The organism is Streptomyces sp. NPDC058701, assembly GCF_042715295.1.
Lineage (GTDB): Bacteria > Actinomycetota > Actinomycetes > Streptomycetales > Streptomycetaceae > Streptomyces.
In genome coordinates, this window is sequence record NZ_JBHXSY010000013.1 from 125,232 (window position 1) to 148,396 (window position 23,165).

19 protein-coding genes are annotated in these 23,165 nt (G+C 74.3%); 11 read left to right on the top strand and 8 right to left on the bottom strand.

Annotation, left to right across the window (positions count from 1 at the left end):
* Positions 1–104 precede the first annotated feature (104 nt).
* Positions 105–461, bottom strand: coding sequence for an STAS domain-containing protein (locus ACFWW8_RS16815; protein ID WP_386529329.1), 357 nt, complete (start codon positions 459–461; stop codon positions 105–107).
* Between the two features lie 684 nt (positions 462–1,145).
* Here ACFWW8_RS16815 and ACFWW8_RS16820 point away from each other — a divergent pair.
* From ACFWW8_RS16820 to ACFWW8_RS16835, 4 genes are all read left to right on the top strand, one after another.
* Entirely contained in the window at positions 1,146–1,733 is a 588-nt protein-coding gene (locus ACFWW8_RS16820; RefSeq protein ID WP_386529332.1) for an RNA polymerase sigma factor, read from the top strand.
* Positions 1,734–2,016: 283 nt separating this feature from the next.
* Positions 2,017–3,000 (top strand): alpha/beta hydrolase family protein, encoded by a 984-nt coding sequence (locus tag ACFWW8_RS16825; RefSeq protein ID WP_386529335.1) that lies wholly within the window; start codon positions 2,017–2,019, stop codon positions 2,998–3,000.
* 191 nt (positions 3,001–3,191) lie between these two features.
* Positions 3,192–6,017 carry a LuxR C-terminal-related transcriptional regulator gene (locus ACFWW8_RS16830; protein WP_386529338.1) on the top strand — a complete coding sequence of 942 codons (2,826 nt, stop codon included), beginning with the start codon at positions 3,192–3,194 and terminating at the stop codon, positions 6,015–6,017.
* A 104-nt stretch (positions 6,018–6,121) separates the two neighbouring features.
* On the top strand, positions 6,122–7,381 hold the full coding sequence (locus ACFWW8_RS16835) for a PucR family transcriptional regulator (protein WP_386529341.1): 1,260 nt from the start codon (positions 6,122–6,124) through the stop codon (positions 7,379–7,381).
* Positions 7,382–7,417: 36 nt separating this feature from the next.
* On the opposite strand, the gene ACFWW8_RS16840 is transcribed toward ACFWW8_RS16835, so the two are convergent.
* Positions 7,418–7,777: an ArsR/SmtB family transcription factor gene (locus tag ACFWW8_RS16840; protein ID WP_386529344.1), complete on the bottom strand. Its 360-nt coding sequence runs from the start codon at positions 7,775–7,777 to the stop codon at positions 7,418–7,420.
* Positions 7,778–7,944: 167 nt separating this feature from the next.
* On the opposite strand from ACFWW8_RS16840, the gene ACFWW8_RS16845 reads away from it, so the two are divergent.
* Positions 7,945–8,862: an aminoglycoside phosphotransferase family protein gene (locus ACFWW8_RS16845; protein ID WP_386529346.1), complete on the top strand. Its 918-nt coding sequence runs from the start codon at positions 7,945–7,947 to the stop codon at positions 8,860–8,862.
* Positions 8,863–8,908: 46 nt separating this feature from the next.
* On the opposite strand, the gene ACFWW8_RS16850 is transcribed toward ACFWW8_RS16845, so the two are convergent.
* Together ACFWW8_RS16850 and ACFWW8_RS16855 are read right to left on the bottom strand one after the other, a co-directional pair.
* On the bottom strand, positions 8,909–9,184 hold the full coding sequence (locus ACFWW8_RS16850) for a hypothetical protein (protein ID WP_386529349.1): 276 nt from the start codon (positions 9,182–9,184) through the stop codon (positions 8,909–8,911).
* A 91-nt stretch (positions 9,185–9,275) separates the two neighbouring features.
* Positions 9,276–9,548, bottom strand: a complete 273-nt coding sequence (locus ACFWW8_RS16855; RefSeq protein ID WP_386529352.1) for a hypothetical protein — start codon at positions 9,546–9,548, stop codon at positions 9,276–9,278.
* A gap of 320 nt (positions 9,549–9,868) precedes the next feature.
* On the opposite strand from ACFWW8_RS16855, the gene ACFWW8_RS16860 reads away from it, so the two are divergent.
* Both ACFWW8_RS16860 and ACFWW8_RS16865 read left to right on the top strand, forming a co-directional pair.
* Positions 9,869–11,314, top strand: coding sequence for a glyceraldehyde-3-phosphate dehydrogenase (locus ACFWW8_RS16860; protein WP_386529355.1), 1,446 nt, complete (start codon positions 9,869–9,871; stop codon positions 11,312–11,314).
* A gap of 305 nt (positions 11,315–11,619) precedes the next feature.
* Complete coding sequence (locus ACFWW8_RS16865; RefSeq protein ID WP_386529358.1) at positions 11,620–13,563, top strand: NAD-binding lipoprotein; 1,944 nt, start codon at positions 11,620–11,622, stop codon at positions 13,561–13,563.
* A gap of 20 nt (positions 13,564–13,583) precedes the next feature.
* On the opposite strand, the gene ACFWW8_RS16870 is transcribed toward ACFWW8_RS16865, so the two are convergent.
* The 4 genes from ACFWW8_RS16870 to ACFWW8_RS16885 form a co-directional block, all read right to left on the bottom strand.
* Positions 13,584–15,545 carry a flavin monoamine oxidase family protein gene (locus ACFWW8_RS16870; protein WP_386529551.1) on the bottom strand — a complete coding sequence of 654 codons (1,962 nt, stop codon included), beginning with the start codon at positions 15,543–15,545 and terminating at the stop codon, positions 13,584–13,586.
* Between the two features lie 276 nt (positions 15,546–15,821).
* Positions 15,822–16,205 carry a peptidase inhibitor family I36 protein gene (locus tag ACFWW8_RS16875; RefSeq protein WP_386529361.1) on the bottom strand — a complete coding sequence of 128 codons (384 nt, stop codon included), beginning with the start codon at positions 16,203–16,205 and terminating at the stop codon, positions 15,822–15,824.
* A 222-nt stretch (positions 16,206–16,427) separates the two neighbouring features.
* A complete protein-coding gene (locus ACFWW8_RS16880) occupies positions 16,428–17,408 on the bottom strand; it encodes an alpha/beta fold hydrolase (protein WP_386529364.1) in 981 nt (326 codons plus the stop codon).
* A gap of 206 nt (positions 17,409–17,614) precedes the next feature.
* Positions 17,615–18,409, bottom strand: a complete 795-nt coding sequence (locus ACFWW8_RS16885; protein WP_386529367.1) for a GntR family transcriptional regulator — start codon at positions 18,407–18,409, stop codon at positions 17,615–17,617.
* Between the two features lie 387 nt (positions 18,410–18,796).
* Here ACFWW8_RS16885 and ACFWW8_RS16890 point away from each other — a divergent pair, with 387 nt between their 5' ends.
* The 4 genes from ACFWW8_RS16890 to ACFWW8_RS16905 all read left to right on the top strand — a co-directional run.
* Positions 18,797–20,056: an extracellular solute-binding protein gene (locus ACFWW8_RS16890; protein WP_386529370.1), complete on the top strand. Its 1,260-nt coding sequence runs from the start codon at positions 18,797–18,799 to the stop codon at positions 20,054–20,056.
* A 7-nt stretch (positions 20,057–20,063) separates the two neighbouring features.
* The gene (locus tag ACFWW8_RS16895) at positions 20,064–20,966 is read left to right on the top strand and encodes a carbohydrate ABC transporter permease (protein WP_386529373.1); all 903 of its coding nucleotides are present in this window, start codon (positions 20,064–20,066) and stop codon (positions 20,964–20,966) included.
* A 191-nt stretch (positions 20,967–21,157) separates the two neighbouring features.
* Entirely contained in the window at positions 21,158–21,907 is a 750-nt protein-coding gene (locus ACFWW8_RS16900) for a carbohydrate ABC transporter permease (protein WP_386529554.1), read from the top strand.
* A gap of 189 nt (positions 21,908–22,096) precedes the next feature.
* The coding region (locus ACFWW8_RS16905; protein WP_386529376.1) for a beta-N-acetylhexosaminidase at positions 22,097–23,165 on the top strand (1,069 nt) is incomplete at its 3' end.

Sequence of the window (23,165 nt, forward strand, 5' to 3'; positions counted from 1 at the left end):
GCCCCCCCCGGGCGCGGGGCCGCTCTCCGCCGGGGGGGGGCCCCCCCCCGCCGCCCCCCCCCCCCCCCCCGCTTCGGCGGCCGGACACCGGTCTCTCGCGCGGGTCAGCCGGCCGGTTCCGGGTCGAGGGGGAACAGGCCCGCGGTGCCCGTCATCTCCAGGAGACTGCGGAGCTGCTGGTTGGGGGACTCCAGGCGGATGACGGAGCCCGCCTCCACCGCGGTGCGCCGGGCGGAGAGCAGGGCGTTGAGCGCCGACGAGTCGCAGAACTCCAGGCGGGAGCAGTCGACCACGACGCCCCTCGCCTCGGAGGCGTGGACCAGGGCGGCGGAGAGGGCGGCGCCCAGGGCGGCGATCGAGTCGAGGTCCATTTCGCCGACGGGCCGCACCACCACGGCATGGTCCAGGACATCCACGGTGATGTCCTCCCCTGCGGCCTGCGGGGCAGGGCGTTCGGTCATGCGGGATCACTCCTTGGTCGACGGGCGTGCTCCGTGGCAGCCCGCTGTTGCGGTCGTTGCTCCAGGGCGCGGCGGGCGCCGCTGGTCCTGGCGGTCCCGGCGTCCCGGGAAGGCAGGGCGGTGCGGTGGATCGAGGCCATCGAAACGATCGAAAAACGATCGATCGGTTTCGATTACCTCATCGTGGAACACTCGGAAATCTACCTCAGCCAGGGCAGACATTGCACGCTGGTCCGATGATGGTCGACGCCGCGCAACTGCTGCCCGCGCGGGGGCGCCAGCGGTCGCCCGCCGCACGCGGCCCACCATGCCGCATGCCGCATGCCGCATGCCGCATGCCGACCGCCGCCCGCGCCGCCGGTTCCGACTGCGGGCGGGCGGGGCGCGTCCGGGTACGGCGGGGGCGCGTACGGGAGCCGGCGCGCCCTCCTCCCGGGTTCATCCCGGGACGGGTCTGCACGATCGGACGCGTTCTCCGATTGGCTGGTGTCACGCCACCTGGTGTCACGCCACCCGGGGTCCCGACACCTGGTCTGGTGTGGCGCCACTGGAAGGGGTACGCCGACATGCATCCTGCCGAGAGCGGCGCCGTCGCCGCCCGCACGCCGATAGCCGCCGCCCTGCTCCGCGCCCGCCCCGCACCCCCCGCCCCCGGAGGCGGGACGAGCCGGAGCGGGGGAGCGCATGAGCGAGGGTGAGTCCGACCCGTCGGGAGGCGGGTACCGGGCTGTCTCCGGCGAACCCGCGGGCGTCCGGCCCGTGGCCTTCACCGCCTTCCGCTCCCAGCACCACCGCGCCTACCTGCGCTACGCCCACCTGCACCTCGGCACCGCGCAGGACGCCGAGGACGCCGTCGACGACGTCTTCACCTTCCTGCTGGAGGCGTGGCCGCACGCGCTGCGCGAAGCGAGCCTCCACGCCTTCGCCTGGGCCGCGCTGCGCGAGCACGTCGAGCGGCGGCTGACGGCCCTGGGACGCGGGGTCGCGCTGGCGGAGACGGCCTGGTCCGCCGCGCTGCGCCGTACCTCCCGGGGCCGGCTGGAGCTGCCGGAGTCCACGCTCGGCCTGTACGCGGCGATCGCGGAGCTGCCCTCCGAGAAGCAGTACGACGTGGTGCTGCTGTCCTTCGTCCTCGGCCACGACTCCGACACGGTCGGCCGGATGATGGGGATCTCCCCCGCGACGGTCCGCTCGCACCTCCGCGGCGCACGCCGAACCCTGGCCCGCGCGCTGGGGACGGACGGGATCCCCGGCGGGGAGACAGACCGGTGAGCGGCATGCCACGTGTCCGCGACATGCCACTGTGCGCACCGGACGCCGTCCTGCAGGGGCGCGGCGTGCCGTCCACCACGGCGTAGCTCGTCGCGCGGGCGGCGGGGGCACGAGGCCGGTGATTCCGCCGATGCGCGCCGCCGGGTTCCGCCGGGACAGTGGCCCGGCCAGCGAATACGGAATACGGCGGTCCCCACCGGTGTGCGGCGCGGCCCTCGGCTCGGGAGCCGACGGCCGTCCGCGTCCGGGGCGGCTCCGCCACGACCGAGAGGACGACTCCGTCGTGCAGCAGCAGAACAGCGAGAGCCCCCACCGCGCCCACGGGACCGACGCCTCCGCAGGGCCGGGCACCGGAGCCGCCCGGGCCGCGGGCCGCCCCGCCCGCCGGACGGCCCGGTTCCGGTCGCTCGTGGCCGGGGCGGCCGTGCTCCTGGCCGTCGGCGGGTTCACCACCGCCACGACTCCGGACGCCCGGGCCGCGGCCAATCCGTACGAGCGGGGTCCCGCGCCCACCGTGTCGAGCATCGAGGCCGCCCGCGGCTCGTACGCGGTGTCGCAGACCACCGTTTCCTCCCTGAGCGTCACGGGCTTCGGCGGAGGCACGGTCTACTACCCGACGTCCACCGGCGACGGCACCTTCGGGGCCGTGGTGATCTCACCCGGCTACACCGCGAGCCAGTCGTCCATCGCCTGGCTCGGACCGCGGCTCGCCTCCCAGGGCTTCGTCGTCCTCACCATCGACACCCTGACCACCCTCGACCAGCCCGACAGCAGGGGCCGCCAACTGCTGGCCGCGCTCGACTACCTGACCGGGCGCAGCGCCGTCCGTACGCGGATCGACAGCAGCCGGCTCGGCGTGATGGGTCACTCCATGGGCGGCGGCGGCACCCTGGAGGCCGCCAAGAGCCGGCCGTCGCTCCAGGCGGCGATTCCCCTCACCGGCTGGAACCTGGACAAGTCCTGGCCAGAGATCCAGACGCCGACGCTGGTCATCGGGGCCGACGGCGACTCGATCGCACCGGTCGGCACCCACTCGGAGCCGTTCTACGAAAGCCTGCCGGGCTCGCTCGACAAGGCCTACCTGGAGCTGAACGGCGCGACGCACTTCACGCCGAACAGCTCGAACACGACCATCGCGAAGTACAGCATCGCGTGGCTGAAGCGGTTCATCGACAACGACGTCCGCTACGAGCAGTTCCTCTGCCCGCTGCCGCGGCCGGGCCTGACCATCGAGGAGTACCGGGGCAACTGCCCGCACGCCTCCTGAACCAGGCTGCGCCCGGCGGCGGTTGGGGGCGCCGCCGGGCAGCAGTCAGAACCCGGGGTACGGCGTGGTGCGGGCCGCGTGGGACGGCGCGGTGTGGGCCCGCACAGACCCGGGGCGCCGTGCCGGGGAGCGTGCCCAGCCGGTGAATCCGGGCGCTCCGCCGCCGTCGACGCGGCCGTACCGTGACGGCCGTGACCGGGAAGACGACCCTGAACCCCGCGCTCCGGATATACGGCCGGAGCACCGAACTGGACGCCGTGGCAGCGCTGTCCGACCGGCTCCGGGCCGGGCACGGCGGAGCGTTGCTGCTCGCGGCGGAGCCCGGGTTGGGCCGCAGCGCCCTGCTGGCCCGCGCCGCCCGGGACTTCGCGGCCGGACCCGGCCCGGACCTGGGGGCGACCGCCGCGACCGCCGACGGCCGCCTTCCGTACGGCGGGCCGCCCGCGCTGCTCCGCGCGACGGCCGGCCGGGTCGACGCGGTTCCGGCGCGCCTGGCGGACCCCTCGGACCTGTGGGGCGGTGCCGCCGCCGACGGGCCGCTGCTGTTCTGCGCCGACGACGTGCACCGGTGGGACGCCGCCTCGCGCGCCGCCCTCGGCGCGGCCGTCCGGCGGGCCGGCGCCGCGCGCGGGGCCGGGTTCCTGCTGTCGGCGGCGGAACACCGCGCGGACGACCCCGACTTCCGGGGCGTGCCGGTGGTCCGCCTCGGGCCGCTGGAGGACGGTGCCGCGACGGCTCTGGTGGACGCGCTGACCGGCGCCGACGCCGACCCGTCCGTACGGGACGAGCTGCTGTACGAGGCCGAGGGGAACCCGGCGCTCCTCACGGCGCTCGTCGCCCGCCTGACCCCGGACCAGCTGCGCGGCCACCGTCCGCTGCCCCGGCCGCTCGCGGACGGCGCCGTCCTGCTGGGCACCGTCGGCGACCGGCTCGCCGCGCTGCCCGACGGCACGCGCCTGCTGTTGCTGCTGGCCGGCGCCGCGCAGGCGGCCGAGCCCGACGCCGTCGGCGCGGACGCCGGACAGGTCCTGCGCGCCGCCCGGGCGGCCGGCCTGGAACCCGCGGCGCTGGACGCGGCCGAGACCTCGGGCGTGGCCCACAGCGACGGCGACCGCATCACGTTCGGCAGTCCGCTGCTGCGCCGGGCCGCGTACGACGCCGAGCCGTCCTCGCGGCGCCGGGCGGCCCACGCCCTGCTGGCCTCGGCCGTCGACGGCGACCGGTACCGGCTGCTGCACCTGCTCCACCGCGCGGCGGCCGCCGACGGCCCCGACCCCCGGCTCGCCGACGCGCTCGTGGCCGCGGCCGCGCCGGGCACCCCCACGTCCGGCACGGAACGCTCGGCGGCGCTCGCCCGGGCCGCCGCGCTCACCGCCCCCGGCAACGCCCGTACGACGCGCCTCACCGAAGCCGCCGAGTACGCCCGGCTGGCGGGGCGCCCCCGCAGGGCGCGCGCGCTGCTGGCCGGCACCCGCGACGACACCGCCCACGACGCCGTGCGCGGCCGGGCGGAACTCCTCCGGGGCACCCTCGCGCTCCGGGACGGGCCCGTCGGCGACGCGTACGAGGCGCTGCTGATGGCCGCGGCCCGGCTCGGCCCGTACGACCGCGAGCGGGCCCTGACGGCGAGGGCCGAGGCGATGGCGGCGGCGTGGGCGGCGGGCGACGCCGCCGCCTGCCTTACGGCACTCGACGACTACCCGGGCACGGACCCCCGAGGCCCCGCGGGTCCTCCCGGCCCGAGGCCCGATCGGAGGCCCGATCGGAGGCCCCCACCGATGCCCGACCCGATGTCCGACCCGATGTCCGACTACCGGGTGGGGCTCCGCACCGCCCTCGGCGGTGACCTGCTCGCGGCCCGTCCGCCGCTGCGCCGCGTGCTGGAGCGGGCGCGCGGTGACGACGATCCGGCGCGCCTGCTGCGGGCCGGTGTCGCCGCGCTCGTCCTCGGCGACATCGGGGCCGCCTGCCACGCCAACGCCCGGGCCCTGGCCGTCGTCCGTTCGCGCGGGCTCGCCGCCCTCACCCCCCAGGTCCTGGAGCACCTGGCCTACGCCGAGCTGCGGGCCGGCCGGCACGCCCGGGCCCGGGCCCACGCGCAGGAGGGCCTGCGCGCCGCCCACCGGGCGGGCCAGCGCAACGTCGCCGCGCACCAGCACGCGATCCTCGCCATGGTCGCCTCGGTCGAGGAGGACGCGGCAGCCGTCGCGGTCCACGCCGGCGCCGCCCTGGCGGTCGCCCGCCCGCACGGGCTCGCCCAGGCCGCGACCCTGGCCGCGTGGGCGTCGGCCCGCGCCGACCTGTGCCGCGGCCGGGCGGGCGAGGCCGCCGCCCGGCTCGGCCCACTGACCCGGCCGGGGCCCCACCGCGGGCACTTCGCCGTCCGCATGCTCGCGGTGCCGTGCTTCGTCGAAGCGGCCGTACTGTCCGGCGAACGGGCCCACGCGCGCGCGGGGGTCGACGCGTTCGCCGTCTGGGCGGCCCTGGGCGGCGACCCGCTGGCGCCGGCGCAGCTGGCCCGCTGCCGTGCGCTGCTCGCCGCGCCGGAGGACGCCGACGCCCTGTACGCCCTCGCGCTGCTCCGCCACGAGGGGGCGGACGGCGACTTCGAACGGGCCCGCACCCAGTTGCTGTACGGGAAGTGGCTGCGCCGCCGGCGCCGGCCGGGCGAGGCCAGGAGTCGGCTGCGCGACGCCCGTATCGCCTTCGAGCGCTGCGGCGCCCCCGCCTGGGCCGAACAGGCCCGGGCGGAACTGCGGGCCGCGGGCGAGGCGCCCGCTCCCGCGCCGGCGGGCGCTTCTGCCTCGCCCGTGGCCCGCCTGACGCCGCAACAACTGCGGATCGCCCGCTGTGTCGCGGAGGGCGCCACCAACCGCGAGGTGGCGGCCCGGCTCTCCGTCAGCCCCCGCACCGTCGACCACCACCTGCGCAACGTGTTCGCGCTCCTGGGCGTGCGCTCGCGGACCGAACTGGCCCGGCTGGTCGACCGCGCCGAGAAGGATGGTGCACACCCCTAGGGACCGACCGGGCGGTATGCCATTCTTCGGGAGCCACACAGCCCCGGCGCGGAGGGCGGGCCGTCCTGCGCGCCGGAGCGAGCCGACTCCGGTGGAGGACCGCGATGCCGCACGCCGCACGATCCGGGATCCGGGCCCTGCCCGGCCCGCCGCCCGCCACGCCGCCCGCCCGCTCCCTCGCCACCGCGGAGGCGCTGACCGTCCTGCACCGGGCGGCCCGGAGGCTCATGGACGACCTGCCGGACCTCACCGACCGGCTGGTCGCCGCCCTGGGGCACCAGGAACCGGGGTACCGGGCGGCCATCGAGGCCGACGCCGCCGGGGTCTGGCAGGAGGTCCACCAGTCCCTGCGGCACAACGTCGGCTCCCTGATCCACCCCCGGGAGTCCCGCGAAGCCGCCCGCCGCTGCTCCTGGAGGATCGGGGCCGTGCGCGCCGAACAGGGCATGCCCCTGGACGCGTTGCTGCACGCCTTCCGGCTCGGCGGCGGCATGGTCTGGCAGGGCCTGATCGAGGAGTCCGCACGGCACGACCACGACGACGTACGTCTGTTGGTGCACGTCGCGGCCGATGTGTGGAACTTCGTCGACGAGCACTGCGGGCTCGTCGCCGACGGCTACCGGCAGATGGAGCGGCAGCTGACCTGGCGCCGCGAGAACCGGCTGCGGCTGATGACGGCGGCGCTGCTCGACGGCACGACCCGGATCGCCGACCTGCCCGAGGTGGCCGCCGCGGTCGACCTTCCCGAGCAGGGCCGGTACGCCGTCGTCCTGGTCTCCGGCGGTCACCGGGCCGCGTACGCGGGCATCCGGCCGCCCCGCGGGCCCGCGGGTTCCCGCGTGCTGTGGCACAGTGCCGCCGACGCGGACCACGGCATCGTCCTGATCGGCGACAGCAGCCTGGACGAGCTGGCCCGGCACATGGGCGGCCCGCCCGGCACCCGGATCGGCATCAGCTCGGCCGTCGACGGTCTCGCTGCCGTCGGGGACGCCCGCCGGCTCGCCGAGACCGCCCTGCAGGCCTGCCCGGAGAGCGGCGGCACCGTCCTGCTCGACGAGCACCTGCCGGCCGCGCTCCTCGTCTCCGCGCCCGGGCTCGGCGCCGCGCTCGCCGAACGCGTGCTCGGCCCGCTGCTGCGGCTCGACCCCGGCGACCGGGACCTCCTGCTGGACACCCTGGCCGCCTGGCTGGACTGCGACGGATCGGCACGGAGGGCGGGCGCCCGCCTGTACTGCCACCGGAACACGGTGCTGAACCGGCTCCGCCGCTGCGAACAGCTCACGGGCCGGTTCCTCTCGCGCCCCGCGGACGTCGTGGAGATCTCGCTCGCCCTGACGGCCCGCCGCCACCTGCGCATCGTCTGACGCCGCCGAGTCCGGGCGGCGGAGGAGGAGGCCGGGTCAGCCGGACGGTGCGAGCAGGCGGCCCATGGCCGCCAGGACGGACGGCTCGACGCGGTAGTACACCCAGGTCCCGCGGCGCTGGGAGGTGAGGAGGCCCGCGTCCTTGAGCTTCTTCAGGTGGTGGGAGACCGTCGGCTGGGAGACGCCGACGTCGGAGATGTCGCAGACGCAGGCCTCGCCGTCCTCGTGCGAGGCGATGGCGGAGAACAGCCGCAGCCGCACCGGGTCGCCGAGGGCCTTGAACATCCCGGCCGTGCGCTGGGCCTCCTCCGCGGTCAGCGGGCGCTCGCTGAGCGGCGGGCAGCACGGGCCCGCGATGTCGGGCTCCGGCGTCGGCAGGACCTTCGTACTCGGCATCCTCCTATGTTGACATGCGTCGAACCAATGAGGTGGGTGGTATCGCGCCAGTTTCGGCGCGGTGGCGGCCGCGGGGACCGGGAGAGGTCCTCCGGCCCTCCCTGCCGTCCGGACCGCGCGGAAAACGGGTTGACGGCCGCCGGTGCCGGACGGTCGGATGGCGCCCCATGACCACTGCGAGCGCGGCGAGCACTGCGACCGATCCCGGCCCGCCTCCCGTCGACGAGGACCTCGTACGGCGCCTGATCGCCGGGCGGTTCCCCCGGTGGGCGGGGCTGCCGGTGAAGCGGTTCCCGTCCGGCGGCACGGTCAACGGCATGTACCGGCTGGGCGACGACATGGTCGTACGGCTGCCGCTGGCGCGGGGCGGCGCGGGGGACGTGGCCATGGAGCGGGAGTGGCTGCCCCGCCTCGCGTCCCGGCTGCCCGTGGCCGTACCGGAGGTCCTCGGGGCGGGGGAACCCGCCGGGGGATACCCGTGGCCGTGGTCGGTGTACCGGTGGCTGCCGGGGGAGAACCCCGAGGCCGGGGCGCTGGACGCACCCGAGGGGCTGGCCCGCGACCTGGCCGCGTTCGTGAGGGCGATGCGGGGGGTCACCCTGCCGGGGGCCCCGGCCGCCCACCGCGGCGGGCCGGTCGCCTCGCTGGACACCGAAACCCGGGCCGCGATCGAGGACTTGCGCGGGATCCCCGAGGAGGGAGTCGACTGCGACGCGGCGGCCGCCGTCTGGGAGGACGCGCTGCGCGCTCCGGCCTGGGAGGGACCGCCGGTGTGGCTGCACGCCGACCTGATGCCGGGCAACCTGCTGGTGGAGGGGGGCAGGCTGACCGCGGTGATCGACTTCGGGTGCGCGGGGGCGGGCGACCCGGCCTGCGACCTGTTCCCCGCGTGGAACCTGCTGCCGGCCGGCGCGCGGGAGGTCTTCCGCGCCGCACTGGACGTGGACGACGCGGCCTGGCGGCGCGGTCGCGGACGCACCCTCTCCCAGGCGCTGATCGCGCTGCCGCACTACCGGCTGACGAACCCGTCGATGGCCCGCAACGCCCGCCACGTCATCCACGAGACGCTCACGGAAGGCTCCTGACGCCGCCCGGACGCCGGGCCGGCCGGCGAGACCCGAAAGAGCCGCCCTAGCGCGGCTCGTGGGGTGCCGCCAGGCAGGCGGCGGTCGCGGCGCCGCCCGGTACGCCGGCCGCGGCCAGTCCGTTCCTGCAGCCCTGGAGGTCGCTGACCACACCCTGGTAGCACGCCGTGCGCACCGAGGCGGTGACGGTGACCCCCGCCTGTTCGACCATGTCCGTACAGGCCGGGATGTCCGCGAGGGCCGAGGGGGCGGCGAGGGCGGCTCCGCCGAGCGTGAGTGCCAGGCCGGCGAGGACGCCGACGGCGCGGGTCGACGTGCGCATGGGACGCACCTGCTCTCCTGATCGGAGGCGGGGCCCGGAGGGCGCTCCGGGCCCGCGTGGAGCGGCGCCGGGGCGGCGCCGAGGGAGACTGCTACGTGACGGACACCCGGCAGGCGGTCACCGCGGTCCCGTTGGTCACACCGCCCGCGGTGAGGCCGGACACGCACTTCTCGTGGTCGCCGGTCAGCCCGGCGTAACACGCCATCCGGATCGAGTCCGGGGCTTCACCGCCCTGTAGTTCCCGCTCGACCTGGTTGATGCAGGCCGTGACGTCCGCGTGGGCGGCGGGGGCCGCGAGGGCGGCTCCGCCTAGTGCGAGGGTCAGGCCGGTGAGGACGCCTGCGATACGGGTCGACGTGCGCATGGGACGCACCTGCTTCCGGGTCGTCGCGCGGCCCGGGACCGATGTGCCGGATCCGCGCGGGAACGGCGCCGAGCGCGCGACGGCCGGTGCGCGGCCGCCCGGTCCGTCCCCGTACCGGACCTGCTCGGCAGGCTGCCCCTCCCCTTCCCTCCCTTCCTCCGACGCTAGAGCAGCCGGGTGCCGGACGCACCCGCTGTGCGGTACCGGCCGACGGTGGACCCGTACGGCGCGAGGCGGAGAAGCTCCAGGTGGCCCGTTTCAAAGATCAAAGGAGGGTCGGGTTAGCATATGAGCGCCGCCTAGCTCGAAAGATAAAACCTGTGACTGTCAATGACGACTCGTTCACCAACTGGAAGAACCGCGAGGAGATCGCGGAGTCGATGATCCCTATCATCGGGAAGCTGCACCGGGAGAGGGACGTCACGGTCCTGCTTCACAGCCGCTCCCTGGTGAACAAGTCGGTCGTCAGCATCCTCAAGACCCACCGGTTCGCCCGGCAGATCGCCGGCGAGGAGCTCTCGGTCACCGAGACGCTGCCGTTCCTCCAGGCCCTCGCCACCCTCGACCTCGGCCCGTCCCAGATCGACATCGGCATGCTCGCCGCGACCTACCGGACCGACGACCGTGACCTCTCGGTGGCGGAGTTCACCGCCGAGGCCGTCATCGGCGCCACGGGCGCCGACAAGATCGAGCGCCGCGAGTCGCGCGATGTCGTCCTCTACGGATTCGGCCGCATCGGCCGTCTCGTCGCCCGCCTGCTCATCGAGAAGGCCGGCTCCGGCAACGGCCTGCGCCTGCGCGCCATCGTCGTCCGCCAGGGCGGCGACCAGGACATCGTCAAGCGCGCCTCGCTGCTGCGCCGCGACTCCATCCACGGGCAGTTCCAGGGCACGATCACCGTCGACGAGGCGAACAGCACGATCATCGCCAACGGCAACGAGATCAAGGTGATCTACGCCAACGACCCGTCCGAGGTCGACTACACGGCGCACGGCGTCAAGAACGCCATCCTCATCGACAACACGGGCAAGTGGCGCGACCGCGAGGGCCTGTCGAAGCACCTGCGCCCCGGCATCGACAAGGTCGTCCTGACCGCTCCGGGCAAGGGCGACGTGCCCAACATCGTCCACGGCGTCAACCACGACACCATCAAGCCGGACGAGCAGATCCTGTCCTGCGCCTCCTGCACCACCAACGCGATCGTCCCGCCGCTGAAGGCGATGGCGGACGAGTACGGCGTCCTGCGCGGCCACGTGGAGACCGTCCACTCGTTCACCAACGACCAGAACCTGCTGGACAATTACCACAGCTCCGACCGGCGCGGCCGCTCGGCGCCGCTCAACATGGTGATCACCGAGACCGGCGCCGCCTCCGCGGTCGCCAAGGCGCTCCCCGACCTCAAGGCGAGGATCACCGGCAGCTCGATCCGCGTCCCGGTCCCGAACGTCTCCATCGCGATCCTCAACCTGCGGCTCGCCCGCGAGGCCACGCGCGAGGAGGTCCTCGACTACCTGCGCAATGTCTCCCTGGCCTCGCCGCTCAAGCGCCAGATCGACTTCATCAGCGCTCCCGACGCGGTCTCCAGCGACTTCATCGGCTCGCGCCACTCGTCGATCATCGACGCGGGCGCCCTCAAGGTCGAGGGTGACGACGCGATCCTCTACCTCTGGTACGACAACGAGTTCGGCTACTCCTGCCAGGTCATCCGCGTGGTCCAGCACGTGTCCGGGGTGGAGTACCCGACCTACCCGGTCCCGGCGGTCTGACCGGGGAACTCCCCGGCCGGGCGGCGCCGTCCCGGCAGGCGGGACGGCCGTGAGGCGGTAGTGGGGCGGGGCGGGGGGGCGGGGGGGCGGCACCCCCCCCCCCGCCCCCCCCCCCCCCGCCGCCGCCCTTCCGCGTGGGGTCCGACTGCCGCCGGCCGCGGGTACCGGGACCCGGGGTGCGTTCACACCTCTGAGTGAGACCGGCGGGGTTCGAGGGGGTCGTGGGCCGAGATCTGCCTAGGGTGACTCCCGGGGCGGCGGGCAGCGGCTCCGATCGGCGCGTTGACTCATGTACGGGAGCCTGTGTGGCGCGGCAGCACACGACGTCACTCCGGCTCCGTCTCCGGTACCGGTTCGACCATCTCGTCTCGGGCGGAACGACCGCGCTCATCGGCTGGCTCGCCCTGGTCTGCCTCGCGGTCGTCGTTCCGGCGAGCGTGCTCCTGGTCTGGTCCGATCGGGCCGCCCCGGCCACTCTCTCCGGCCGGATGACCGCCGTGTGGGTCAGCGTCGGTCAGACGTTGAAGATCGGGGGTGCGGTCGGCTCCCCGCTGTTCGTGCTGGCCTCCGTATCGCTCGCACTCGTGGCGCTGCTCTTCGTGTCGACCCTGGTCAGTCTGATCACCACGGGCATCAACCGGCGCATCATGTCGCTGCGCCTCGGTCACTCCACCGTGCTGGAGACGCGGCACACCGTGGTTCTGGGGTGGTCGGACCAGGTCTTCCCCGTGATCGGGGAGCTGGTCGCCGCCAACGCGAATCAGCGCCGCTCCGCCGTCGCCGTCCTCGCCCCGCAGGACAAGGTGTGGATGGAGGACGAGATCTCCGGTCGCGTCCGCGACAGCGGCAGGACGCGGATCATCTGCCGCAACGGGAGCACCACCGACCCCACCGGGCTGTGCCGGGTGAGCCCGCACACCGCGAAGTCGGTGTTGGTGCTGCCTCCCACCGGGGACAGCGGTGACTCCCACGTGGTGAAGACGCTCCTCGCCCTCGACGCGGCCGTCTCCGGGCCCGGACAGGGCGAACCGGTGGTGGTGGTCGCCGCCGTCCGTGACTCCCGCAACCAGGTGACCGCACGGCTGGCCGCCGGGCCCGCGGGACACGTCCTGTGCGTCGACGACATCGTCGCCCGGCTCCTCGTCCAGACGGCCCGGCAGCCCGGCCTCTCGCTCGTGTACTCGGAGCTGCTGGACTTCGAGGGCGACGAGTTCTACCCCGTCGCCGCCGGAGGCCTGGCGGGACGTACGTTCGGCGAGGTGCTGCTGTCGTTCGCCACGTCCTCGGCGGTCGGCCTGCTGCACGACGACGGGAGCGTGACGCTCAATCCGGACCCGGCGGCCGTGCTCGGCCGTGCCGACCGGATCATCGTGATCTCCCGGGACGACGACACGGCCGTGCGGGCGGACGTGGCCCTTCACGTCGAGGAGCGGGCGATCGTGACGGCCGGGCCGGGGACCGCCCGGGTCGAACGTCTGCTCCTGCTCGGCTGGAACCGCCGCGCCCCGCTCGTCATCGAGCAGCTCGACCAGTACGTGAGCCCGGGAGCCTCGCTCGACGTCGTGGCGCTCGGCGCGTACGCGGCCACGCGCGGCGCCCGAGCCGCCGCTGCCGCGCGGTCCCGCCTCGAAGTCTCCTTCCAGGAAGGTGACATCACCGACCCGCTCACCCTGGCCAAGTTGGACGTGCCCTCGTACGACAGCGTGATCGTGATCGGTGAGACCGAGCCCGGGAGCACGGACGCGCCCGTGGCCGGCCTGGATCCGGCGGCCGATCCGGAGGAGCGGGCGGACGACCGGACGCTGGTCACGCTGTTGCATCTGCGGGCGATCGGGGAGGCCGCGCAGCGGGAACTCGTCCTGACCACCGAGATGTCCTCCGACGGAAACCGGCTCCTCGCGCCCGCCCGGGACGGCGCCGACTTCATCGTGAGCGGCAGGCTGATCAGCCTCCTGATGACGCAGATCTCGGAGAGCCCGTATCTCGCCGCGGTCTTCGAGGAGTTGTTCAAGGCGGAGGGCCACGAGTTCCACCTCAAGCCGGCCGCGGACTACGTCCGGGCCGGCTCCGAGGTCTCCTTCGCCACCGCCGTCGAGTCGGCGCGGCGGCGCGGGGAATGCGCGGTCGGCTACCGGCTGCGGGCGTCGTGCACCACCGGCCCCGGCCACGGAGTGGTGATCAACCCCGACAAGCGGCAGCGGATCCGGTTCTCCGAGGAGGACTGGCTGATCGTGCTCGCCGAGAGCTGACCACGCCCGCGGGACGGCCGCTACGCCATGTGCACCTCCAGGGCGGTCCGCACCGCGGACTCCAGGGCTCCCTCGATCCACGCCGGCTTGATCGAGGTGTGGCATCCGGCGAAGTGGAGGCTCCCCTCGGCTTTTCCGACGTGCGGGAAGAGCTCGGTGTGCTGGCCCGGCAGCAGTACGGACGCCTCACCGTAGGCGTACGGGTCGCGCATCCAGGACTGGGTGCGGCCGACGCCGGTGTAGAACACCTCGATGCGCTGCCCGAACACCTCCTGGACCCCGGCGAGGGCGCGCGGGTAGCGCTCCTCGTCGTCCAGGGAGTCCCACTTCAGGGCATCGTCCGACCAGCTGTAGGCGGCGAGGATGACGCCCCCGGCGCTGCCCTCGACGGGGTGGGAGGGCTGGAACATGAAGCGGTTGGGGTTGTCGGTGGCCGAGCCGCCGCCGATGACGCCGGCCGCCTCGGGCTGGTCGCGGGTGACCCCACGGCAGGCGGCGTAGTGGGAGCGCTGGGCGGGGGAGACGTGGCCCTTGGGCACGGAGGAGTGGGCGCCCAGCAGGGTTCCGTCCGCCGGGGTCTGCCCGGTCTGGTACCTCCGGTACAGGCCGGGCCGCACGGCTTCCAGCTCGCGCTTCCAGTCGGCCTCGTCGAACTCCCACCAGCGGCGGCTGAATTCGAGCAGCACCTTGGTGGCGGCGTCGTAGTGCAGTTCGGTGATCGCGCGCCGCTTGCCGTACGACAGCGCGGGGCTGATGGGAATGTGGCGCAGGCCGGAGAACGGGACGGTGACGATGGCGGTGTCGGCGGTGAAGGTCTCGCGCCGTACGGGGCTGCCGCCGCGGCCCTCGGAGACGGTCTCGACGGTGGCCCTGCCCTCGCCGTGCGTGATGCGGGTGGCGCGACGGTCCAGCCGTACGAGGTCCTTCACACGGGCGTACAGCGCGTCGGCCAGGGTGGCTGTGCCGTCGGGCAGTTCGTAGAAGGCGGTGTCGGGGCTGATCAGGGAGGCGCCGATGAAGCTGTGCACGAAGGCGAGGTGCAGGCGGGAGGTGAGGTTCTCGACCGTTCCGATCAGGTCGACGGTCCGCTCGTCGAGGCCTGCCTCCTCCATCAGGAAGCGGTACATCGACATGTGGCCGTAGCGCTGGATGATGCGTGCCCATCCCTCGACGAGCGCCCGGTCCTGCTTGCCCTCGATCTCCTTGCGCACGGGGGCGAATGCGGTGCGGACGATCTGGGCGGCGGGGACGGACTCGTACGGCCGCGGCACCCCGAACGAACGGTTGAGGGTCTGCGGGGCGCGCGCGTAGTCGGCGCGGCGGACGCGGATGCCGTTGACGTAGATCCACGTCCGGTGGGCGGGGCGGCCGGCCCCGTCCACGTCGACCAGGTGGAAGCGGCGGCGCTTGAGGCCGAGGCCGTCCATCAGTCCGGTGACCAGGGGGTGGCTGTCGGGGATGCGCATCGCACCGGCCTCGGCGTACTGCTTCGGGTCGGCGAAGGGCTGCGCGGCGTTCTCGTGACCGCCGGTGCGGAAGGTCTTGATCCGGCCGCCCACCCGGTTGGCGTTGGCCTCGATGACGGTGACACGGTGGCCGGCCTCGCGCAGGAGGTGTGCGGCGGTGAGCCCGGCCGGCCCGGCGCCGACGATCAGCACCTTCTTGCCAGGGCGGCGGGAACGGGGGAGGCCGCTCTTCAGGAGGATGTCGGCATAGCGCGGTACGAGTGGCCGGTCCTCGTCGTCCCGGACGAGGATGGCCCGGGCGGTCGCCAGGCAGGCCTCCCAGTCGGTGACCGCGGCGGCCGGGGCGGCCTGCGAGGTCTCGGCGGAGGTGGCGGCGACGGCCAGCCCGCCGGCGCCCGCGACGGCGGCCGCGCCGACGATGACGGTCCGCCGCGAAGGCCGGCGGGAGGGCGTCGGGGCGGGAGCGCCGGAGGGCCGGGGAGCTTCGGGGACGGCCGGGTCGGCATCGGGATTCATGATCATGAAAGCCACTCTCGCCGCTCGCCCGGACCCGAACGGCCGGAACGCTCCCGCGCGGCGAAGTACCACCCGGACGTGCGGCGCGGGCCGTCCCGTGCTGACGAACAGGGGTTCGCACGGGGCGGCCTCCGGCCCGACCGGGCGCCCGGCCGGCCACGCGGGCGAAGGCGAGGCCGTCGAGCGAGCGGGCCGCGGGCGGCTCCTGGAGGACGGCCGGCCGGGGGCGTCGCCCCCCGGCCCGCCGCCGGGTGTCGCGGGGGTGGCGCCGTACGGCTACTGGGGTTTGAAGGAGCGGATCTGGTAGTTCCCCTGGAGGTTGCCGCCGGCGCGGGCCGGGGTGGAGCCGACACGGCCGTTGTGGTTGGTCTGGGTGTAGTACTGCACGCGGCGACTGGTGGCGTTCCAGACGGAGCGGACGTTCTCACCCCGCTGGATGAAGGAGCAGTCGTCGGCCGTGTTCGCCTTGCTGGACTGCGACCACTGACATCGCGTCCCCTCGCCGTTCCACCCGCTGTAGATGCAGAAGTAGCCGGAGGAGCAGCTGAACGCCGTCGCGTCGGCGGGGGCCGCGGACGCGGCGGGCACGGCGCCGAGCGCGGCGGTCAGGGCGAGCGTTGCGACGGCGAACGAGCGCATGCGGATCTTGATCCGGATCATGGTGGGACCTTCTCTTCCTCGCGGGCCGGTACGGAACCGGGAGCGGGCGGCGCACGGTGCCATCCGCCCCCGGCCCGGATGGCGGTCGGTGAAACGTCGCCAGTATGGGGCGAATCGGCCGTCACAATCAGGATGATTTCCGGACAGGCGAGGGCTGTTGGTGCATAACGGCGCATGCGCGGGGCGTGGGCCCGCGCGTGCGCCCCGCCCGCCCCGCTGGTCTCAGTGGGGCAGGGAGGCGAGCCAGGCCGTCAGGATGCGGTTGGTTTCGGCGGGGCGTTCCTGCTGGACCCAGTGGCCGCAGCCTTCGAGGATGTGGGAACCGCGCAGGCCCGGCAGGGTCGTGCCGAACGCCTCGATGGCGTCGGCCAGCCACGTGGTGGAGGGGTCGGAGCCGCCGGCGACGAACAGGGACGGCTGGGTCACCGGGGCGCCGTCGAATCGGGCGAGGTCCTCCCAGTCCCGGTCCATGTTCCGGTAGCGGGCCAGGGCTCCGCGCAGTCCGGTCCGCTCGAACTCCGCGGCGTAGACGTCGAGGTCGCCCTCGCCGAGCCAGGCGGGCCGGGGACCGGCCGGGAACCGGTCGCGGAGCGTTCCGCCGCGGCCGACGAAGTACGGGCCGGGCGCGCCGGGTCCGGGCATGGTGTCCGCGGAGAGGGCGGCGTAGAAACCGACGAGCCAACCGCGGACGTCGGGCTCGATCTCGGCCTCGGCGCGTCCCGGCTCCTGGAAGTAGGAGACGTAGAACTCCTCCTCCCCGCCCATCCCCGCGAAGACCTCGCTGGGCCGCGGCCCGCCGCGCGGAGTGTAGGGAACGCCGAGCAGGCCCACCGCGCGGAAGACGTCCGGCCGGACCAGTGCCGAGTTCGAGGCGATGGCCGAGCCCCAGTCGTGGCCCACGATCACCGCGCTCCGCTCGCCCAGGGCCTCGACCACGGCGACGCCGTCCTCGACCAGTTCCAGCATCCGGTACGCGTCGGTGCCCTCCGGCCTGGAGGAACGGCCGTAGCCGCGGACGTCCACGGCGACCGCGCGGTACCCGGCCGCGGCCAGGGCGGTCAGCTGGTGGCGCCAGGAGTACCAGGACTCCGGGAAGCCGTGCACGAGCAGCACCAGCGGCCCGCTGCCCTGCTCCACCAGGTGGATCCGGCCCGCGGGCGCGGGGACCAGGCGGTGGACGGGGTCCGTGGACTGCTGCGGCATGGTTCCTCCGGTGTTCGGCATGCGCCTCGGGACAAGGCTGATGTCGATCATCCGGGGAACGGCGGGGCGCGTCGCGTTCGCTTGCCGCTTCGGCAAAAACGGCTGCGGGCGGGCGGGCGGGCGGGCCGTGCCGCCCGGTCCGGTCCGGTCGTGTCGGTTCGGTCTGATCCGGCGCCGTGCCTGCCGGGCCGTTCCGCCCCGGCGCGTCAGGCGCTCGTATGGATGTCGCCGCTCGTGGTGGACGTGATGATGCCGCGCCGGCCCAGGTCGCCCGGGGGGATGCCCGGGTGGTGGCCGGGCCGGGGTGTGCCGGGGACCGTCGCCCCGAGCGCCAGCCGCGAGACGATCCGGTAGCGGTCCCCGCGGTACACCGAGTGCACGTACTCCACCGGGCGGCCGGTCGAGTCGGTGGTGAGTCGCTCGATGAGGAGGGCGGGGGAGAGGAGGGGCACGTCCAGCAGGCCCGCCTCCGCCGCGTTGACCACCGTGGGCTCGATCGACTGCTGCGCCTCGTGCACGTAGACGCCGTGGTGGTTGCGCAGGTGCTCGTAGAGGTCGCCGGCCTCCAGCTCGGCGGGGGTCAGCGCCGGTATCAGATCGGCCGGGATGTGCAGGTGCTCGATCGCCATCGGCGCCCCGTCCACCAGGCGGAGCCGGGCGATGTAGAGCAGTTCCGCCCCGGGGGAGATCCGCAGGCGACGCCCGATCCGGGCGCCCGCCTGGATGGTCGAGTGCTCCAGGACCCTGCTGGACCAGTGGCCCGAGGCCTGCCGGACGGCGAACGGGGTCTCGCCGGCGGAGAGTTCCTGCGTGATCTTGGCGGGGGCCACGAACATGCCGCGCCCGTGTTCCCGTACGAGGGCGCCGGTGGCGACGAGTTCGTCCACGGCCGCGCGGAGCGTCGGGCGGGAGACCTCCAGGGTGGCGCAGAGGGTGCGCTCCGACGGAATCGCGTCGCCCGGGCGGCGGATGTCGATCAGGCCGAGGAGGTGCTCGCGCACCCTCTCCCGCTTGAGGACCGACCCGGGCGCCGGCCCCCCTCCCGGCCCTGGCCCGGGTGCCGGTACCGACCCGGGCGCCGCCCCCGGTGCCACCCGCGAACGCCCCGTGCCCGGCACCGGTGCCGATCCCGTCGTCCCGGGTCCCGAGCCCCCTCCAGGGGAGTTCTCTCCCACCGTTCGCCCCCTGCCATCTGGTCATCTGTCCAACTGGTCATATGCATCTAACCATTTGGGTCGTCTCCCCGCGAGACTGCCGCCGAAAATCCTGCCGATGGGGAGGGTTGACGCGATGACTGGGTCATGTCACCTTCGAGCCACCCAGCTGACCACCTTGCCAATTGGTCAACTCGCACGCATCCGTGGCGCGTTCAGAACCCGAGGTGATCCGTGAAGATCCGTACCATCGCCGGACCGGCAGCACTCCTGCTGGCCGCGGCCGCCGTCTCCGCCTGCGGTTCCCCGTCCGAATCCGGCGGCGACGCGGCCGGCGGCACCCGCCTCACCGTCTGGATCATGCGCGACAGCGTTTCCGAGGACTTCCTCACCCGCTTCACGGCCGACTTCCGCCAGCAGCACCCGGACACCACCCTCGACGTCCAGATCCAGGAGTGGGACGGCATCGGCGAGAAGATCACCGCTGCTCTGGCCAGCAAGAACGCCCCGGACGTCATCGAGGTGGGCAACACCCAGGTCGCCCAGTACGCGGCCGGCGGCGGAGTCGCCGACCTCACCGCGAAGACCACCGAGCTCGCCGGCGCGGACTGGCTGCCCGGCCTCGCCGCCCCCGGCAGGATCGACGGCAAGCAGTACGGGATCCCCTGGTACGCCGCGAACCGCGTGGTCGTCTACCACAAGGACCACTTCGCCCAGGCGGGCATCACCGCCCCGCCCCGGACCCGGGACGAATGGCTCGCCGTCACGGCCAAGCTCAACACCGGCGGCCGGCAGGGCATCTACCTGCCGGGTCAGAACTGGTACACCCTCGCCGGGTTCGTGTGGGACGAGGGCGGTGAGTTCGCCGTCAAGGACGGAGGGAAGTGGAAGGGGGCGCTCGACACGCCCGCCGTCCAGCGCGCCATGGACTACTACGGCCGGCTCCAGGCCCTCGGCAAGGGCCCCAAGGACTCCGACGAGGCCAAGCCGCCGCAGGCCGAGGTGTTCGCCCGGGGCGACGTCGCCCAGATCATCTCCGTACCCGGCGGCGCGAAGGCCGTCGAGAAGGCCAATCCCGCCCTGGCGGGCAAGCTCGGCTTCTTCCCCGTCCCCGGCCCCACCGCCGACCAGCCCGGCTCCGTGTTCACCGGCGGCTCCGACCTCATCGTGCCCGCGGCCTCCGCGCACCAGGAGGCGGCGTACGAAGTGGTCAAGGCCCTGGCCGGAGAGCAGTGGCAGACCGAGCTGGCCCGCGCCATGAGCTACGTGCCCAACCGCACCGGCCTCGCCCGCGTCGTCCAGGACAACGAGGGCACCGCCGCCATGGCGGCCGGCGCGGCACGGGGCCGCGCCACACCGAACTCCCCCCAGTGGGCCGCCGTCGAAGCGACCAACCCGATCAAGAGCTACATGACGGCCGTCCTCACCGGCACGGACCCGGCCCGGGCCGCCCGCGCCGCCTCCGACAGCATCACCAAGACGCTGGGCTCCTGATCCGGACATGACGAAGCGACCCGGAGCAGGCGCACTCCTGCCCTACCTGCTGATCGCCCCCGCCCTGTTCGGCTGCCTGCTCCTGCTCGGCTACCCGCTCCTGCGCAACCTGCTGATCTCCGTCCAGCACTACGGCATGACCGAACTGATCCGCGGCGGAGCCGGGTTCGCGGGCCTGGACAACTACCGCAGGATCCTCGCCGACCCCGAGTTCTGGCAGGTCACCCGGCGCACCCTGGGGTGGACCGCCCTGAACGTCGTCCTCATCATGCTCCTGTCCACCGGCATCGCCCTGCTGCTGCGCCGCCTCGGCCGGGTCCTGCGCGTCCTCGTCACCAGCGGCCTGGTCCTCGCCTGGGCCAGCCCGGTCATCGCCACCACGACCGTCTTCCAATGGCTCTTCGCCTCCCGCCTGGGCGTCGTCAACTGGCTGCTGGTCACCCTGGGCTTCGAGTCCTACCGCGACTACTCCTGGTTCGCCGACGGCCCGGCCACCTTCACGATCCTCGTCGTGCTGGTCGTCTGGCAGTCCGTGCCCTTCGCCGCGATCACCCTGCACTCCGCGCTGCTCACGGTCCCCGAGGAACTGTACGAATCGGCCCGGCTCGACGGGGCCGGTCCCTGGCGCACCTTCCGCTCCCTCACCCTGCCGATCCTCTCGCCCGTCTTCGGGCTCGTCCTGTGCCTGGAGGTCATCTGGGTCTTCCGGTGCTTCGCCCAGATCTGGGCGATCAGCCGCGGCGGCCCCGACGGAGCCACCACCACCCTGCCCGTCTACGCCTACCGCATCGCCCAGTCCCTGCACCGCTACGACCTCGGCGCCGCCGTGTCCACCCTCACCGTGCTGCTCCTCGTTGGCGTGCTCATCGCGTACTTCCGCCGGCTGCTGCGCCAGGAGGCCGACCAGTGAACGCCCCGCCCGCCACCCCGCCCGCCCCGCCCCTCGCCCCGGCCGGGCCCGCGGCCGCCCGCGCCACCCCGGCCGGCCGCCCCGCACGGCGTACCCCGGCCCCGGACCGTGTCCGCCGCGCCCTCGCGTCCGCCGCGCGGACCGCCACCGCGCTGGCGGTCTTCCTCACGAGCACCTTCCCCGTCTACTGGATGGTCCTGACGGCCTTCAAACCGACCGCCGCCATCCAGGCGGACACCCCCCGGTTCCTGCCCACGTCCCTGACCCTCGACCACTTCCGCACCGCTCTCGCCGCCGACGGGTTCTGGTCCTTCTGGCGCAACAGCCTTCTGGTCACCGCCGGTTGCGTGCTCCTGGCCCTGATCGTCGCCCTGGGCTCCGCCTTCGCCGTGGCCCGGCTCCGCTGGAAGGGCCGCCGCGGGTTCCTGCTCATGGTCTTCATCGCCCAGGTCGCCCCCTGGGAAGCCCTGCTCATCCCCATGTACGTCATCGTCCGCGACGCCGACATGCTGGACCGCCTCCCCACCCTCACCCTCATCTACTTCATGGTGACCCTGCCCTTCACCATCGTGACCCTGCGCTCCTTCCTGACCGCCGTACCGGTCGAATTGGAGGAGGCGGCGCAGGTCGACGGCTGCACCCGGGCCACCGCCTTCCGGCGGGTCACCCTTCCGCTCCTGGCGCCCGGACTGCTGGCCACCTCGCTCTTCGGTTTCATCACCGCCTGGAACGAGTTCGCCTTCGCCAACACGATCATCATCAAGAACCAGGACGACCGGACCCTGCCGGTGTGGCTGTCCTCCTTCTCCAACGTCTTCGGCACCGACTGGGGCGCGACGATGGCCGCCGCCACCCTCTTCGCCCTGCCCGTCCTGCTGCTCTTCCTCGTCCTGCAACGCCGGGTCGCCGCCGGCCTGACCGGCGGCGCCGTCAAGGGCTGATCGCTCCGCGTCAACCGCCCGCCGCCACCGCCGTCCCGCCACCGCCGTCCCGCCACCGCCGACCTGCCGTCGCCTCACCGCCGTCCCGCCGCGGCCGACTCGCCGCCGTCACCCGCCGTCCCGTCAACCCGCCGTCCGGGCCGCCCCCGTTCCGCCGGACGCCCGACCAGGTGAGGAGCCCCACCGCGCATGCCCCGCCACTCCGCCATCGCGCTCGTCCCCCGCCCCGACTCCGTCACGGCCCTGCCCGGCCACTTCACCCTCGACGCCCTCACCGGCGTGCGGGCGGGTCCGGGCGCCGCGGGCGCCGCCGACCTGCTGCGCGAGGCGCTCGCCCCGGCCACCGGGCTGCCCCTGCCTCCGCGGTCCGACGGCCGCGTCGTCCTCCTCCTCGACCCCGCGCTCGGCGGCCTCGGCGCGGAGGGTTACGGGCTCACCGTCTCCACCGAGGCCGTCGTGCTGCGCGCGGCCCGCCCCGAGGGCCTGCTCCGCGGCGTACAGACCCTGCGTCAGTTGCTGCCCGCCGAAGCGCTCGCCGGGAGCGCGCGGCGCTGCTCCGCATGGACCCTGCCCTGCCTGCGGATCACCGACCGGCCGCGGTTCGCATGGCGCGGAGCCATGCTCGACGTCGCGCGCCACTTCCAGCCCGCCGCGTACGTACGCCGGTTCGTGGACCTCCTCGCCCTGCACAAGCTGAACGTGCTGCACCTCCACCTCACCGACGACCAGGGCTGGCGGATGCCGGTGGCCGCCTACCCCCGCCTCGCCGAGGTCGGCGGCCGGCGCGGCGAGAGCGCCGGCGACGGCCGGCCCCACGCGGGGTCGTACACCCGGGCGGAGCTCGCGGACCTCGTCGCGTACGCCGCCCGGCGGGGCGTCGCGGTGGTCCCCGAGATCGAGATGCCCGGACACGCCCGGGCGGCCCTCGCCGCCTACCCGCACCTCGGCAACCGCCCCGGCGTCCGGCTGGAGACCTGGACGCGCTGGGGGGTCTGCGAGAACGTGTTCGGCGTCCACGACGAGGTGCTGGACTTCTGCCGAACGGTGCTGGACGAGGTGACCGACGTCTTCCCCGCCCCGTACGTGCACCTCGGCGGCGACGAGTGCCCCCGTACCGAATGGGAGGCGTGCGCGGGGGGGCCGGGGCCGCCCCGGCCGCGGGGGGGGGGGGGGGGCGCCCCCGCCCCCCCCGCGGGGGAGGGGGGCCGGGGGCGCCCCCCGGGGGTTAAAGACATAGAAACCCCCCCCCACCGGGGTA